The organism is Vibrio bathopelagicus (assembly GCF_014879975.1).
GTDB classification, from domain to species: domain Bacteria; phylum Pseudomonadota; class Gammaproteobacteria; order Enterobacterales; family Vibrionaceae; genus Vibrio; species Vibrio bathopelagicus.
The window spans coordinates 2,915,271-2,930,830 of the sequence record NZ_CP062500.1 but is presented as its reverse complement, the minus strand read 5'-3'; the positions used below and the strand labels follow the sequence as shown (position 1 = coordinate 2,930,830).

Sequence of the window (15,560 nt, the reverse complement as noted above, 5' to 3'; positions counted from 1 at the left end):
ACTGCAACTTTTATTTTCATGCGTACGGTCAACGAAGTCACAAAATAGCAACAATTACGAGTTACCAAGCAAATTATTTGAGGTTTTATGGCTAAGGCAAAACGAGCTTATGTGTGTAATGACTGTGGGGCTGACTTTCCACGCTGGCAAGGACAGTGCAATGCATGTGGTGCTTGGAACACGATTACAGAAGTTAGGCTAGCAGCTTCACCTCAAGTTGCGCGTAATGAACGACTCAGTGGTGGTTATGCGGGTGGCACAACGGACTCTTCGGTTCAAACACTCTCTGAGATTGACCTGCAAGAAGTCCCTCGCTTTAGTAGCGGCTTCAAAGAGCTCGACCGCGTACTTGGTGGCGGTGTCGTTCCTGGCGCTGCGATTCTGATCGGTGGTAATCCCGGTGCAGGTAAATCAACCCTGTTACTGCAGACCATGTGTCAGCTTTCTTCGCAATTACCGACTCTCTATGTCACTGGGGAAGAATCCTTACAGCAGGTAGCGATGCGAGCCTCTCGATTGGGCTTACCGAAAGAGCACCTGAAAATGCTCTCTGAAACGAATGTCGATAAAATCTGTCAGGTCGCTGAAAAAGAGCAACCTAAGATCATGGTTATCGACTCGATCCAAGTTATGCATGTCGCTGATGTTCAATCATCGCCAGGCAGTGTTGCTCAAGTTCGTGAGTCAGCAACGGCATTAACGCGCTATGCGAAACAAAACAACGTTGCTGTGTTCTTAGTTGGACACGTAACTAAAGATGGCACACTGGCTGGCCCAAAGGTACTTGAACACATTATTGACTGTTCCGTGCTGTTAGATGGCGGAACGGATAGTCGTTTTAGAACGCTGCGCAGTCACAAAAACCGTTTTGGTGCGGTCAATGAATTGGGTGTGTTTGCAATGACAGGCCAAGGCCTTAAAGAAGTCAGCAACCCATCAGCCATTTTCCTTTCTCGTGGTGAAGAAGAAACCTCAGGCAGTTCAGTGATGGTGGTATGGGAAGGGACGCGTCCACTTCTTGTTGAAATCCAAGCGTTGGTGGACTATTCGCAGCTAGCAAACCCACGTCGTGTCGCTGTTGGTCTTGAGCAAAATCGACTGTCATTGTTATTAGCAGTGCTGCATAAACATGGCGGCTTACAAATGGCTGACCAAGATGTGTTTGTGAATGTCGTCGGTGGTGTTAAAGTAACCGAAACCAGCGCGGATCTAGCATTAGTGATGGCGTTACTTTCTAGCTTTAGAGACCGAGCACTACCGAAAGATGTGGTTGTGTTTGGTGAAGTAGGCCTTGCGGGTGAGATTCGACCAGTACCAAGTGGACAAGAGCGTTTGAATGAAGCGTTTAAGCATGGTTTTAAGAGGGCGATAGTGCCTGCTGCGAACATGCCTAAAGGCGGCATTCCTGGAATGCAGATCCACGGGGTCAAAAAATTATCAGAGGCAATTAATGCTTTTGATGAGTTGTAATTGAGCTCACTTCAGCTACTCTATACAGCAGAAAATCAGTCTAACTTGAACGCTAATTACGCTTTAGGTTAGCACTAAACCTAACAATCATTTAGATTGTTTCTACAGATTGCCTTTTCGTTTTTGTTACGAAAAGGCAAAGTTTTTTAGTCCCAAATGCATGCAAAGCTATCAGTCCTCACAGATTGTGATATACTCTGCGCGCATTTTATATCCTATTAACAGAGTAAGACAATGGCAGATTTATCGAAATACAGAAACATTGGTATTTTCGCGCACGTTGATGCGGGTAAAACAACTACCACTGAGCGTATCCTTAAGCTAACTGGTCAGATCCACAAGACTGGTGAAGTACATGATGGCGAATCAACTACTGACTTCATGGAACAGGAAGCTGAGCGCGGAATTACTATCCAATCAGCAGCTGTAAGCTGTTTCTGGAACGGTCACCGTCTAAACGTTATCGATACTCCTGGACACGTTGACTTCACAGTTGAAGTATACCGTTCTCTTAAAGTACTTGATGGCGGTATCGGTGTATTCTGTGGTTCTGGTGGTGTTGAACCACAATCAGAAACTAACTGGCGCTACGCTAACGAATCAGAAGTATCTCGTCTGATCTTCGTTAACAAACTAGACCGTATGGGTGCAGATTTCTACAACGTTGTTGACCAAGTTAAAAACGTTCTAGGTGCAACTCCTCTAGTTATGGTTCTACCAATCGGCCGCGAAGATGAATTCGTGGGTGTTGTAGACCTTCTAAGCCGTAAAGCATACGTTTGGGATGACACTGGTCTTCCTGAAAACTACGAAATCCTAGATGTTCCTGCGGACATGGTAGATGACGTAGAGCAATACCGTGAAGAGCTAATCGAAACTGCTGTAGAGCAAGACGATGACCTAATGGAAGCTTACATGGAAGGTGAAGAGCCTTCTATCGAAGACATCAAGCGTTGTATCCGTAAAGGTACTCGTGACCTAGCGTTCTTCCCAACTTACTGTGGTTCTGCATTCAAGAACAAGGGTGTTCAAATCATCCTTGACGCTGTTGTAGATTACCTACCTTCTCCAACTGAAGTTGATCCTCAACCTCTAATGGATGAGAACGGTGAAGAAACTGGTAAGCACGCTATCGTTTCTACTGAAGAAACGTTTAAAGCTCTTGCATTCAAAATCATGGATGACCGTTTCGGTGCTCTAACTTTCGTTCGTATTTACTCTGGTAAATTGAACAAAGGCGACACGATTCTTAACTCATTCACAGGTAAAACTGAGCGTGTTGGCCGTATGGTTGAGATGCAAGCTGATGACCGTAACGAACTAACTAGCGCACAAGCTGGTGACATCATTGCGATCGTTGGTATGAAGAACGTGCAAACAGGTCACACTCTATGTGATCCTAAAGATCAAGTAACGCTTGAGCCAATGGTTTTCCCAACTCCAGTAATCTCTATCGCTGTATCTCCAAAAGATAAAGGCGGTTCTGAGAAAATGGGTATCGCTATCGGTAAAATGGTTGCAGAAGATCCATCTTTCCAAGTTGAAACTGACGAAGAAACTGGCGAAACTATCCTGAAAGGTATGGGTGAACTTCACCTAGACATCAAGGTAGATATCCTTAAGCGTACTTACGGCGTTGACCTAACAGTTGGTGCTCCTCAAGTTGCTTACCGTGAAACTATCACTCAAGCAATTGAAGATAGCTACACGCATAAGAAACAGTCTGGTGGTTCTGGTCAATTCGGTAAGATCGATTACCGTATCAAGCCTGGCGAACCTGGTTCTGGCTTTACGTTCTCTTCAAAAGTTGTTGGCGGTAACGTACCTAAAGAATTCTGGCCTGCTGTTGAGAAAGGCTTTGCTGGCATGATGGAAAACGGCGTACTAGCTGGCTTCCCTACGCTAGACGTTGAAGTTGAACTTTACGATGGTGGTTTCCACGCAGTCGATTCATCTGCAATCGCATTTGAAATCGCAGCGAAAGGTGCATTCCGTCAATCAATGCCTAAAGCTGGCGCGCAACTTCTTGAGCCAATCATGAACGTTGACGTATTTACTCCAGAAGATCACGTTGGTGATGTTATCGGTGACCTTAACCGTCGTCGTGGCATGATCAAAGATCAACAAGCTGGCGTAACTGGCGTTCGTATTAAAGCTGACGTACCACTTTCAGAAATGTTTGGTTACATCGGTCACCTACGTACAATTACTTCAGGCCGTGGCCAATTCTCTATGGAATTCGCACAGTACTCTCCATGTCCAATGAACGTGGCAGAAGAAGTAATCGCTAAAGTTAAAGCAGAAAAAGAAGCTGGTAAGTAATTAGCCCTTTTCTAAATTGACTAAAAAAGCCCCGCAAGTGAAAGCTTGCGGGGCTTTTTGTTGCTTGTAACATACTGCGAGATGCGAGATGCGAGATGCGAGATGCGAGATGCGAGATGCGAGATGCGAGATGCGAGATACGAGGTGCGAGGTTGATACGGTGATATGGTCCCGTATTAATTAGATACGGAACCAATTTAAATAGAGCTAAAAAAGAGAGGGGACTAGCGTTTCAAATCAATGTAAATCTGCTCTACCTTGGTACGAGCCCAGTCTGTTTTACGCAAAAACTTTAAGCTAGATTTAATGCTTGGATCTTTTTTGAAACAGTTGATATTCACCATGTAACTCAACTCTTCCCAACCGTAATGCTCAACCAATTCAGTCAGTAGCTTCTGCAATGTGATGCCGTGAAGTGGGTTATTTTCTTGTGTCATGAGATGTTCTCGCCATTTATTTGAGCTCAGTATATCAGTTTCGCTTTATGAATTATCAGACCATTTAAGCTCGTAATCTGTCTCGATAATAGAAAGTTCTTCTCGACCTTTATTTCCAAACAACTGAACCTGACTTTGCATCCAAGCTTCAAAGCGTTTGATTTTCTCGCGATGGAAATATCCAGCGGGCGCACATAGGAAATAATTGTATTTGGGCTTAAGTGCGATGTTACCTATCCGTACCAACTTCTTTTCCTGCAAATACCGATAAACCAAGCTGTGCTTGACCAACGCGACACCTTGAACGGATAACGCACCTTCTAAAACAAAATGCGAACCATCAAATTGCAGTGATGAACGTCCTGCCTTTGCTCCAACAACATCTAACCATAGATTCCAATCCATATCAGGCCAGCGGTCTTCAATTAGCTCAGCTTTGTGTAGATCGTCGATGTCGTAAATACCATGCTTCTCTTGGTAGATCGGGTGGCAGACAGGATAAACCACTTCATCCATTAACCAACGTGATTCAATGTTTGGATAATTACCATGACCATATCGAACGCAGACATCGACATTAGAGTCTTCAAACGTCACTAGCTTATTGGTCGGTTCAATCAACATGGATAAATCAGGATGACGATCGCGAAAGTCGCCAATTCGAGGTACCAACCAATGTTGGGCAAATGATGGCACGGTTGAAATAGACAGTTGAGTAGGGTTTGGGTCTTGGTTAATTCGCCTCACACCATCTTGAATGTGGGCAAAGCCTTTCTTAGCTTGCAGGTAAAGCACTTCACCTTCATGAGTGAGTACTATTTTTCGGTGCTGACGAATAAACAAGTCTGCACCTAACCACTCTTCAAGTTGACGAATTTGTTGGCTGACGGCAGCTGCCGTGACAAACAGCTTCTCAGCCGCGAGTTTAAAACTGCCTGTTTCAGCCGCAGTATAAAAATAGTAGATCCCTTGGAAAGGTGGGGTTCGCTCTCTCACATTAGTTTTCCTTAGCTGAATGCCAGTATCTATCGTTTGTCGGAAGTACATTGTTGGTCGATTATTGACCATAACAAAGCAGTAAATCAATAGGAGAAAGGTTATGAATACGATAACTGCGGGAACAAATAGTCATCAAGCATTCTTTTCATCATTATCAGTTAAGAAATTCTATTCTAAATTTAGACTTTATCTTCAGAACCGTAGAACGAGAAAGCACCTAGCTGAACTATCGGATCATTTACTTGAAGATGTTGGTATTACCAGAGGTCAGGCTAATGAAGAGGTGAGAAAATCATTTTGGGAGTGATTCAGATGATCAGACGTAACTCTTTCTTCTTAGGAAGAGTTACACCAAAACCAACGCTAGATCTTTGAGATATCAGAAACTTCTTCATGTAGCCATTCAGTAAACGCAGCAATACGCTCTTTTCTCGGTGAGCTAGGATCAAAACATAAGTTAACTTGAACGCCAGGTGTCATCCCAATATTAAACGGTTTAACAAGTAGGCCGCGTTCTATAAAGTCTCCGGCTAAGCTATCCGTTGCTAGGCAAACTCCATGGCCCGCCATCACTGTCGTTAACCCCATATCAAAGGTACCTACTTCCATCCATTGAATGGTGCTGCTTTGGGTCGATATATTTGCTTGTCTAAACCATTCCTCCCACGGGAAACAACCGCTATCAAACTGAATCAGCCAACATTTGAGGAGTTGTTCTGGATACGTAAATTCTAAAGAGTTTGCGAGTTCGGGGGAACAAAAAGGGTAGACCGGTTCGTTGATTAGCATCTCAAGAGTCAAGCCTTCTTCAACACATAGCTCTTCCCCTTGTCGAATCGCGACATCAATCTCGCCATGCTTTAGGTTTGGTGTGTCACACCCTGTGAGGATCTTGATTGGAATCTCAGGGTGTTTGACTGAGAATTTCCAAAGCCTCGGCAGCAACCAACGCGATGCAAAAGAGGGAGGGCTTCGAACAACGATAACGCCTTGCAGAGGTTCAGACTGAATCTTGTTCAATCCTACGACGATCTCTTTGAATCCGCCCGAGACATGTAAGAAGAGAGTTCGCCCCTCTTGAGTCAATGCCATTTCACGCCCTTTCCTGAGGAACAGCTTGCACTCCAATTGTTCCTCTAACTGACGGATCTTTTGGCTGACAGCAGCTTGGCTAACAAACAGTTCTTCAGCAGCTTTACTGTAGCTACTCAAGCGAGCTGCGACTTCGAAGTAACGAAGCCCGGAAAGGTGGCGTAGTCTATTGTCCATAACTTCTTCTTATAGTTCTTGTTAGGAATGGTTGTTCGCTTATCGAACCGGTTGTTTTCATAATAACGATAGAACGATGGCAAATACAAGAGAGCAATTATGGAAGAATTAATCAGTTGGACGAGATTTTATGGTGCTAAGTTATTTAAAAATAAGAAGATAAAAGGAAGTAAGATTAAGGCGAAAAACAATCAGGTTTTATGTTCAGAACAGCTGAGCCGTCGAGTGAAAGAAGACATAGGGTTAGAATATGAAAACAGTGATGCAAGTGATTATACTAAGTACTTATAATTTGAGCTTACAAAAAAGGAGCCGTACTGGCTCCTTCTCGATTTTGATTACTCTTCCCAAACCACCAATTTATCTTTCGGCCAATTATGACCGACTTCGTGATATTTCTGCTCAAGGATATGTCGTTTGATCTTAAGCGTTGGTGTTAACACGCCATTCTCAATACTCCACGGTTCCTTAATCATTAATACGCCTTTGATCTTCTCGTGTGAGGCGAGTTGTTCATTCATCTTCTCAATAACACGCTTGGTCGTTTTCTCATAACGAGCTCGATCAAAGTTAGGGAAGTCATGGGGTACAACAAGCAGGATAGGGCCTGGTAAGCCTAAGCCTATCAAACACATCATTTCTACGCGGCTGTATTCAAAGAGTTTGTTTTCGATTGGAACGGGAGCAACAAACTTACCTTTAGCTGTTTTAAAGGTATCTTTCTTACGTCCACGAATCGTTAAATAGCCTTCGCTGTCAATATCACCAATATCCCCCGTATGTAGCCAACCTTCTGAATCAAAAGACTCTTGAGTTGCAATATCATTTTTGTAGTAACCAGAGAATAGCCCTTTACCTCGAACCAAAATCTCTTCGTCTTCAGCTATTTTGAGTTCGATACCCGGACCAGCATTACCAACACTACCAATTTTGTCTGCTCTAAATGGATAGTTGAGCGTGCTGTAGGCGAAAGACTCTGTCATTCCCCACGCCTCGGTGATGTGTAAACCAACGCTTTCATACCATGCGAGTAAAGCCGGTGATACTGGTGCTGAACCACAGCCAAGAACGCGAGCTTGGTCTAAACCCAGACCATCAGCCAGTTTCTTCTTAATAATGTTATTCACAAACGGAATTTTCAGTAAGAAGTTCAGTTTTTTCTGTGGCAGCTTATCCTGGATTCGTTGTTGGAACAGGGTCCATAAACGAGGAACTGAAATAAACAAAGTTGGACGATGCATTTTCACATCGTCAATAAACGTGTCTAAAGATTCAGGGAAAGCAGTGACCACCCCACCCATTACGGAAGAACCAAAGATGTACACTCGTTCGGTTATATGGGCAAGCGGAAGATAAGAAAACAGGCGATCACCAGGTTGGATACCAATGTGATCGATTAACCTTTGAACTGACCATGTAAAGGCACCATACGTGAGCATTGCGCCTTTAGGTAACCCAGATGTACCCGATGTATACACAAGCGACATCAGCTTATCATCGTGATGCTGAGGTCGTTTAGTGGATGGTTCATGTGTCTCTATAAGCTGCTCAAAAGTGTGTTGGCACTTCGCCGCGGTATCGTAGGGTAACGAGATGCTGACTAAGCTTGGATTATCATCGAGTACTTTTTGTGTCGCCGCAGGATCATCAAGCTTACCTGCAATTACGATCTTACTTTCACTGTGTTCAATACAGTATTGAATGGTGTCTGCCCCCGCTGTTGGAAAGATTGGGACGCTGACAAAATCTCCTAACATCATGGCAAGATCACAGATAAACCACTCTGCACAGTTTTTTGAAACGAGAGCGACTCGATCGCCAGGTTGGGCTCCGAGTCCTTCTAATGCTGACGCCAGTTTTAGTGCTTTGTCGGCCACTTCTTTATAAGTGAATTCAACAAATTGGCGGTTAATGATTTGTTTTAAATAGACTTCATCTGGGCGTTCTTCTGCCCATTTTAAAATCATGTCATTGGGTGTAGGGAGAGCTGTTGCTTTTTCTTGGCTAAACTCGTTAGGCTGAATCATTGTCTAACTCCATGTTTTTCGCTAAGTTATTTTTGTTAAAATCATGTTAAATGTACCATGATTTTTTCTTTTAGGGAGTAAAATTAGCGTTTTCTGTTATCCGTGCAGGCACGTCTGTAACTTGCGGATGTTACTCCGGTCCTTTTCTTAAAGATTCTTGAAAAATACGACACATCCTTGTATCCACATTGGTAAGAAATAACAGCGATTTTTGATTCGGTATCGGCTTCGATTAACTTTTTAGCTAACAGGATTCGTTTATCGCACACAAAGTCTCTAAAGCTTACCCCAAAGTGTAGATGAAACTTCTTAGAAAAGTAGGTCGTTGAACAGTGGCATTTTTCTGCGATCTCTGTTTCTCTGATTTCTTTGTTGATGTTGTCCATAACAAAGTTCACGACTTCAGATGTGAAGATTTTCACCGGAAGCTGGTTGTTGTTGTTTGTGTCTCTGTCGATATCGAAGTGAGGTTCGAAGATATGTTGTGTTTTACTCTTAAGCTCTTCTAACTTACTGGTCAGATGACTTCTGTTTGTTTCGATAATGAAAAATATATTCTTATGATTTCGAACGATATTAGGTAACGGGTCTGAGCAAATAATGACTATTCTTTTATTTAGATTCTCGCAAATAGATAAAGCCATTGTAAGTAGTTGAAATCTATCCGGTCTATTCAATATAAAAAAACTAACCTTACATCTAAATTACTGATTATAGATATATCTTGTCCAAATTTTTCAATAGGAAAGTAGTGTCTTACTTTGCTGATAATAACATCGTTAAATTTACTTTCTTTGTCTGATAATAAAGGTGTTACTACTTTCATATAAATTCCAATTCTATTTAATATTCAATTGTGTGTTTAAACATAGACAAATCATGATGCATAGTAATTAGATTAGAAGTACCACAAAAAAGTGCAAGTAAATGGCAAAAAAATCCTAACCTAATATATCTCTCACCTCTAGATTTAGTTTACAGGTAAACAAAGCCTGATACGTAAATCAAGGAGAGGTTATCATGGATAAGTTTTTGAATAATTGTAAAGAATTTATAAAGGATGAAGAGGGGCTGACCGTTATCGAATACGTAATCGGTGCAGCATTGTTGGTATTGGGCTTAACAACCGTATTTTCTGGCTTGGGCAATACTCTTGCAAATAAATTGAATGCTATTGTGGCCAATGTTGGTTAGTGGTTTGAAATCATGAATAACAACCGACTGAGACGGCAATCAGGGTTAACTACGGTCGAGTATGTGATTGGTGCAGCCTCGCTTGTTCTTTTTGTTGGATTAGTTTTTTCTGGGATGGCATCAGCTTTATTAAGTAAATTCCAGAGCATTATATCGAGTGTATGAATTGAATATATGATAAATGAGCCGTCAGTTTTTTGGGCATTACTAATTGCAGTTTCGGTATACGATGTTGAGAAACATCGTATACCGAATAAAATATTGATTCTTTTTTTGTTTGTGTACATCTTATCAATGTTTAACGGCAATTATACTTTTGATGTTTTTCTAATGTCCATAGTTGGATTCGTGGCGTTTTTTTGCTTTGGATTGCTCTTATATTTGTTAAGAGCTATGTCTGCAGGAGACGTGAAGCTTTTAGGTATTGTAGGAATGTATCTTGGGTGGGGACAATTACTTGATGCTTCTTACTTTATCTTAGTTTCTTCTGGGGTGATAGGAACTTTCTATCTTCTATATAACTTTTCCAACTCGAGCAGTCTTAGTATCAAAGGCTATTTTGAAAATAAGCTAATTGTGCTCGGTGGCGTAGCTCCAGTATTAGATAAAAGTGTTAGTTTGCATACTAGATATTCAAATAAGGTGACGATGCCTTTTGCCCCCTCTGTTGTCATAGGATTAGCGATGTATAGCTATTTTACTTAAATCTTTTGTTGGTTCGCTTTGTGGAGAGGAATAATATGGATATTATAGGGCGTACTGCTCCAACAAATTTGAAGCCTCAAATCTCAGCCCCAATCGTTCCTACATCTCTTGATATGTTGGGTGTTCCTGAAGTTGTTATTGAAAACCTCGTACTCAAGCACTTGTCTGCTTACCCTAAATCGGATGTTTTAGAACTCTCTAATTATTTATGTGTTGTTACACATATTGTAGAAAGTGCTTTGGCCGTTTTGAGGAAAAAGTCATTAATAGAGGTATTTCAACCTACCTCAGATCTTTCTCTCTCATCAGTTTCTCATAGTCATGTCCGTTACTCACTTTCTGAGAAAGGACTTGAAGATGCTGATCTTGCCTTTAAACGTGATGCTTATTTAGGTCCCGCCCCCGTTTCACTTACCCAATATAGTGATGTGGTAAAGCAGCAAGATCTAAGAGCAGAGTTAGTAACTCGGCCACATGTCGAAGCAGCACTGAATGATGTATATGGTGTCGACAAAATGATTTCGGTATTGGGGCCAGCAATCAATTCCGGACGAGCCTTGTTGCTGTATGGGCATGCGGGGACTGGTAAAACATTTGTAGCGTCGCGCATTGTCAATGCGCTGCATACGTCGGTTTTCATTCCTTATGCCGTTTATGCGTTGGGCAACATCATTAAGGTGTTTTCTGCACAACATCATAAACCGCTGGATAGTAACGGCAGCGATCAAAGAGTCTCCCTCAAAGATCAATACGACAAGCGTTGGCTTAATTGTGAAAGGCCAAATATCCAAGTTGGGGGAGAACTGACAATGGATATGCTTGAAGTCAATCATTCAGAGAATAGTCGAGTCTGGTTAGCACCAGTTCAAATGATGGCAAACAATGGGATTTTTATTATTGATGACCTCGGTCGTCAGCCCATGCCGGTAGATGCGCTTCTTAACCGTTGGATTGTACCTATGGAGTACTCATTCGATTATTTGTCGCTGCCTAATGGTCAGCAGATAACGATGCCGTTTGTTCTAACGCTAGCCTTTTCTACCAATCTAAACCCCAAGAAAATAAGCGACCCTGCCTTTTTGCGTCGTTTAGGTTACAAGATTGAATTCAAGCCACTTAACCAGCGAGATTATGAAGCTTTATGGATGAGCGTCGTTGCTGATAAAGGAGTAGAGCTTCAAGACGGATTCTTTGAGCGTTTGTCTCAAATGCACACACTTCTTAAGGTGCCACTTTTCCCATGTTTACCGAAAGATCTCGTTGGTATAAGCAAAGACATTCTTTTGTTTGAGCAACTCCCACCTGTTATCACATTCGATATCCTTTCCATGGCATGGGAAGTCTATTTTACCTCTGATGGACACGAGGAAGAGAATAATGAATAAGAGTCAAGTTTTCCTACTGTTTTTACTGTCCGTAGTATTCGGCTTAGCGGCTGTATTTTTTGCTAAGCAGTGGATGGATGATCAAGTTCAGCCAACCGTTGAAGTTGAAACGATCGAACGCCATCCCGTTGTTGTGGCGTCACAAGAAATTGAAGCCGGAACCATTATCGAGGAGCAGTTCTTAACTACCAGGTTGATGGAAGTTGATTGGATTAATGAAAATAACTATTCGGATAAAGCGGAGCTTATCGGAAAAGTAGTCGCCAATACTATTTATTCCGGAGAGGTGCTTCACAAGTTACGATTTACTGTACCAGGAGAAGGGTCAACGCTTGCAGCACTGATCCCTGAAAATAAACGTGCGGTAACTATACGTGTTGATGATGTTATTGGTGTGGCCGGTTTCTTATTACCGGGTAATAAGGTTGATATTCTCAATACTGTTTCTTACGGAAAAAATTCTGCAGCGACTCAAACGGTTCTTAAAGATATTAAGGTTTTGGCTGTCGATCAAACGGCTAAAACGAAAGAAAACAGTCCGATTATCGTACGAGCGGTAACACTTGAGATGACGCCGAAAGAGGCAGAGAAACTTCTCACTGCTAAAAGTAAAGGCAGTATTCAACTGACCTTGAGAAACCCACACGAAGTTGAGAAAAAAGTGGTTCGTCGATATGTGCCTAGACCAAGTGTCACCATTATCAAAGGTACAGAAACATCTAATGTGCGCGTCAAGGATTGAGGTGAAATATGAAAATATTAATTGCGTGTGTTTTGAGCCTGATTTGTTTTTCGACGGCCAGTGTTGCGGCATTGCAGACAGGAAAAACAGTCACGGTTCCACATCATAAATCTACGCATGTCGTGCTGTCGGGAAAAGCGGCGAAGGTTTCTCTTGGTGATCCTGAAGTCTTAGATATTGTAATTTTAAAATCAAATGAACTGTTTTTAATTGGTAAAAAATTAGGTGCGACAAACCTAATGGCTTGGGACTCTCGAGGTCAGTTGATTGAGTCTATTAATATTGAGGTTACTCATGATCTTAATAGCCTCAAAGCTAAATTATATGAGTTCCTTCCTGATGAAACTATCGAGGTGCACAGTGCCCAGAATCGTTTGTTGCTGAGTGGTCAGGTCAGTAACCAACAACAAATGAATGTGGCGATGCGAATCGCGGAAACTTATTCATCGGGGCAGGCTGCTGACGAATCAAAAGAAAGTGGCAGTGAACAAGCTGCGGCGACAGGTGTTATTAACCTAATGTCTATTGGTGGCGCTCAACAAGTCATGTTAGAGGTGACGGTTGCAGAGGTTCAGAGAAGCTTGGTAAGAAAGTTTGATGCGAATTTTCATTTCTTCCAAACAAGTGGCTCTAACTTTTCTTGGGGTGCTTCATCCGTTCCTGCTGGCGTGTTAGGAGCAACTCCAATCTTTAATATTCCAACCTCTACTGATTACGGCATTTTAGGATCGTTTATTGACAGCAATACCTTGTTTACTTTTGCCTTGGATGTAGCCAAACAAAATGGTGTGGCTAAGGTTTTAGCCGAGCCTAACTTAACCGCGCTTAGTGGTTCAAAGGCCGAGTTTTTAGCCGGTGGTGAATTTCCAATCCCTGTGCCTGACGAAGACGGTATTACGATTGAATATAAAGAATATGGTGTGGGGTTGAAGTTCATTCCAACAGTGCTCAGTGATAAAAAGATCAATCTAAACTTGGCTGTTGATGTCAGTGAAATTGCCAATAGCAGCTCGTTAACGATTGATCCAGGAACCACAAATGCCACTTATTTTATCCCTCCAATTACTAGACGAAGTGCATCGTCGACGCTTGAGTTAGCCGATGGGCAGACTATTGGTATTGCGGGTTTACTTAGTGAGAATGTTAGGGATATCAGTAATAAAATGCCGGGTATTGGCGATGTCCCTATCTTAGGGCAACTCTTTAATAGCCAAGAGTATGTATCTGGAGAAACTGAGCTTGTTATTCTTGTTACTCCTCGACTCGCTAAACCTGTTGACCGAAGTAAAGTGACTCTGCCAACCGATGCCTTTGTTGATCCTAATGACTTGGAATATTACTTATTAGGTCGAAGTGCTTACATAGCTGAACCGTCAGAATCGGATTCAGAACAATCTCAAGCTTCACAGGATATACCACCGACAGATGGTGGTAGCGAAGGCTCATTTGGGCATGATTTATAAGGAGATAGATATGATTAGAATAATGATGGTCTTTCTCGTGATGGTGTTAGTTGGCTGTGCGAATGATGCCCGTTTAGGGCATTCGGTAGCATTAGTTAAAACAGAACAAACGTATAACCCTAATGCGACCCAAGAGAATTTACTCGAAGTGCCAGATGGTACAGGGGAGCGGATGCAGATTGGTTACGACAGATATGTAGGCAGAGGTGAAAATGATCTCTCTGAAAGTAGTAGCCAGATCTTAGAAGAGTTTAATTAAATCTGGAGGTACTCACATGTTGTATCGAGTATCACAAAGTCCAAAAAAACAGAAAGGCTTAGTAGTGATAATGATTACCGCTGCCTTGCTGGTTTTTTTAGCTGTCTCAGCGCTAGCTGTCGATATAAACCATATGGTTGTGAATAAGACACGCCTACAAAACGCGGTCGATTCAGCTGCGTTGGCTGCTGCCACTATTCTGGACAACAGTAAAGATAAAGATGCCGTGGATGCGGAAATAGGCACAGCATTAAATGCTATGGCCGGATCTACAGGAAATCATGAATTTGATTTTTCCACAGCATCTATAAGTATTGATTATTCGAATGATCCACAGGATTTTACAGGCACGGCAACTTTTGGTGTAGATGATGATGTTTATGTCCGTGTTCGTGTGGATTCATTGGATATGGATGAATTTTTCATTCAAATGTTTGGATTAGAGAAAAGTGTTTCGGCGAGTGCAGTTGCCGGGCCTAGTTCCGGTCAAGAGGTCGTCAATAATGTAGTACCTATTGGGGTTTGTATTGGTGACGGTACCTCGGATAACGATATAGACCCAGAAGATGGATATCATGATGTTACCGGTGAACCAATAACCAATGTTTTTGGTTATGAGGTCGGCACCGTGCATGCTCTTAAGGTAGGGGATAACAAACTATCTGAAATGGGAAATGGTAATTACCACCTGTTGGATTTTGGTTCCGGTGGTAAAACAGTCAAAGAAGGATTAGGTGGTAGCTACAGTTATCCTGTAGCAATTGGTGACGATATCACAACCAAACCTGGAGGCACTGTGGGCCCGACAGGCGATGGGTTGAACACTCGTTTTGGTGATTATGGTGGTGGTTTATCGGCATCCGATTACCCTTCAGATTATGTGACTACAGAGCCGACCGATGAAATTACGATTGATGCTAGTACGGGAGTTATCGATTTTGACGGAACCTACAGCTATGCTCAATATGAGTCCGATACGAATACGTGCATAGCTAATAATGGTGGCACTGGTTGTGCTGCTAACGGTGTTGCTTGGCGTCGTATTTTACCTATACCTATGGTGGATTGTTCCGGTAAAAGTGGCGGCGCCACTGACTTCACAGTAAATAAAATTGGCTGTTTTTTCTTGTTGCAAAAGGCTCCGACAAATAACTCAGGAACACCAGCGGTTTTTGGTGAGTTTATACATTCTTGTAGTGTCGTTAGTGGTTCTGGTAGTACTCAGTCGACTACAGAGGGGACGTACAAAATCGTATTGTATAAGGACCCTGATAGTGGGGAGTCATAG

General features: G+C 42.3%; 15 protein-coding genes and 1 pseudogene. 11 read left to right on the top strand and 5 right to left on the bottom strand.

Annotation, left to right across the window (positions count from 1 at the left end; genetic code table 11):
- Positions 1-87: 87 nt before the first annotated feature.
- Positions 88-1,470 carry a DNA repair protein RadA gene (gene radA, locus IHV80_RS12935; protein ID WP_192889311.1) on the top strand — a complete coding sequence of 461 codons (1,383 nt, stop codon included), beginning with the start codon at positions 88-90 and terminating at the stop codon, positions 1,468-1,470.
- A gap of 234 nt (positions 1,471-1,704) precedes the next feature.
- On the top strand, positions 1,705-3,792 hold the full coding sequence (fusA, locus tag IHV80_RS12930) for an elongation factor G (RefSeq protein ID WP_017106964.1): 2,088 nt from the start codon (positions 1,705-1,707) through the stop codon (positions 3,790-3,792).
- Between the two features lie 224 nt (positions 3,793-4,016).
- On the opposite strand, the gene IHV80_RS12925 is transcribed toward fusA, so the two are convergent.
- Both IHV80_RS12925 and IHV80_RS12920 read right to left on the bottom strand, forming a co-directional pair.
- The gene (locus tag IHV80_RS12925; protein ID WP_017106559.1) at positions 4,017-4,229 is read right to left on the bottom strand and encodes a VF530 family protein; all 213 of its coding nucleotides are present in this window, start codon (positions 4,227-4,229) and stop codon (positions 4,017-4,019) included.
- A 45-nt stretch (positions 4,230-4,274) separates the two neighbouring features.
- Positions 4,275-5,225: a LysR substrate-binding domain-containing protein gene (locus IHV80_RS12920; RefSeq protein ID WP_102326217.1), complete on the bottom strand. Its 951-nt coding sequence runs from the start codon at positions 5,223-5,225 to the stop codon at positions 4,275-4,277.
- Between the two features lie 103 nt (positions 5,226-5,328).
- Here IHV80_RS12920 and IHV80_RS12915 point away from each other — a divergent pair, with 103 nt between their 5' ends.
- Positions 5,329-5,535 (top strand): DUF1127 domain-containing protein, encoded by a 207-nt coding sequence (locus tag IHV80_RS12915; protein WP_065103021.1) that lies wholly within the window; start codon positions 5,329-5,331, stop codon positions 5,533-5,535.
- Between the two features lie 56 nt (positions 5,536-5,591).
- On the opposite strand, the gene IHV80_RS12910 is transcribed toward IHV80_RS12915, so the two are convergent.
- Entirely contained in the window at positions 5,592-6,497 is a 906-nt protein-coding gene (locus tag IHV80_RS12910) for a LysR substrate-binding domain-containing protein (RefSeq protein WP_192889310.1), read from the bottom strand.
- Between the two features lie 99 nt (positions 6,498-6,596).
- Here IHV80_RS12910 and IHV80_RS12905 point away from each other — a divergent pair, with 99 nt between their 5' ends.
- Positions 6,597-6,788: a hypothetical protein gene (locus tag IHV80_RS12905; RefSeq protein ID WP_192889309.1), complete on the top strand. Its 192-nt coding sequence runs from the start codon at positions 6,597-6,599 to the stop codon at positions 6,786-6,788.
- 47 nt (positions 6,789-6,835) lie between these two features.
- On the opposite strand, the gene IHV80_RS12900 is transcribed toward IHV80_RS12905, so the two are convergent.
- The gene (locus IHV80_RS12900) at positions 6,836-8,524 is read right to left on the bottom strand and encodes an AMP-binding protein (RefSeq protein ID WP_076668192.1); all 1,689 of its coding nucleotides are present in this window, start codon (positions 8,522-8,524) and stop codon (positions 6,836-6,838) included.
- A gap of 83 nt (positions 8,525-8,607) precedes the next feature.
- Positions 8,608-9,350 (bottom strand): annotated as a pseudogene (locus IHV80_RS12895) (helix-turn-helix domain-containing protein).
- A gap of 194 nt (positions 9,351-9,544) precedes the next feature.
- Here IHV80_RS12895 and IHV80_RS12890 point away from each other — a divergent pair.
- The 7 genes from IHV80_RS12890 to IHV80_RS12860 all read left to right on the top strand — a co-directional run bounded on the left by IHV80_RS12890 (position 9,545) and on the right by IHV80_RS12860 (position 15,560).
- The gene (locus IHV80_RS12890) at positions 9,545-9,718 is read left to right on the top strand and encodes a Flp family type IVb pilin (RefSeq protein WP_192889308.1); all 174 of its coding nucleotides are present in this window, start codon (positions 9,545-9,547) and stop codon (positions 9,716-9,718) included.
- Between the two features lie 174 nt (positions 9,719-9,892).
- Complete coding sequence (locus tag IHV80_RS12885; protein ID WP_192889307.1) at positions 9,893-10,423, top strand: A24 family peptidase; 531 nt, start codon at positions 9,893-9,895, stop codon at positions 10,421-10,423.
- Positions 10,424-10,458: 35 nt separating this feature from the next.
- A complete protein-coding gene (locus tag IHV80_RS12880) occupies positions 10,459-11,808 on the top strand; it encodes a P-loop NTPase family protein (RefSeq protein WP_192889306.1) in 1,350 nt (449 codons plus the stop codon).
- Positions 11,801-12,550 (top strand): Flp pilus assembly protein CpaB, encoded by a 750-nt coding sequence (gene cpaB, locus IHV80_RS12875; protein WP_192889305.1) that lies wholly within the window; start codon positions 11,801-11,803, stop codon positions 12,548-12,550. The genes IHV80_RS12880 and cpaB overlap by 8 nt, the downstream gene beginning before the upstream one ends.
- An 8-nt stretch (positions 12,551-12,558) precedes the next feature.
- Positions 12,559-14,013: a type II and III secretion system protein family protein gene (locus IHV80_RS12870; protein ID WP_192889304.1), complete on the top strand. Its 1,455-nt coding sequence runs from the start codon at positions 12,559-12,561 to the stop codon at positions 14,011-14,013.
- Entirely contained in the window at positions 14,003-14,272 is a 270-nt protein-coding gene (locus IHV80_RS12865) for a hypothetical protein (protein ID WP_192889303.1), read from the top strand. The genes IHV80_RS12870 and IHV80_RS12865 overlap by 11 nt, the downstream gene beginning before the upstream one ends.
- A gap of 16 nt (positions 14,273-14,288) precedes the next feature.
- Positions 14,289-15,560 (top strand): Tad domain-containing protein, encoded by a 1,272-nt coding sequence (locus tag IHV80_RS12860; RefSeq protein WP_192889302.1) that lies wholly within the window; start codon positions 14,289-14,291, stop codon positions 15,558-15,560.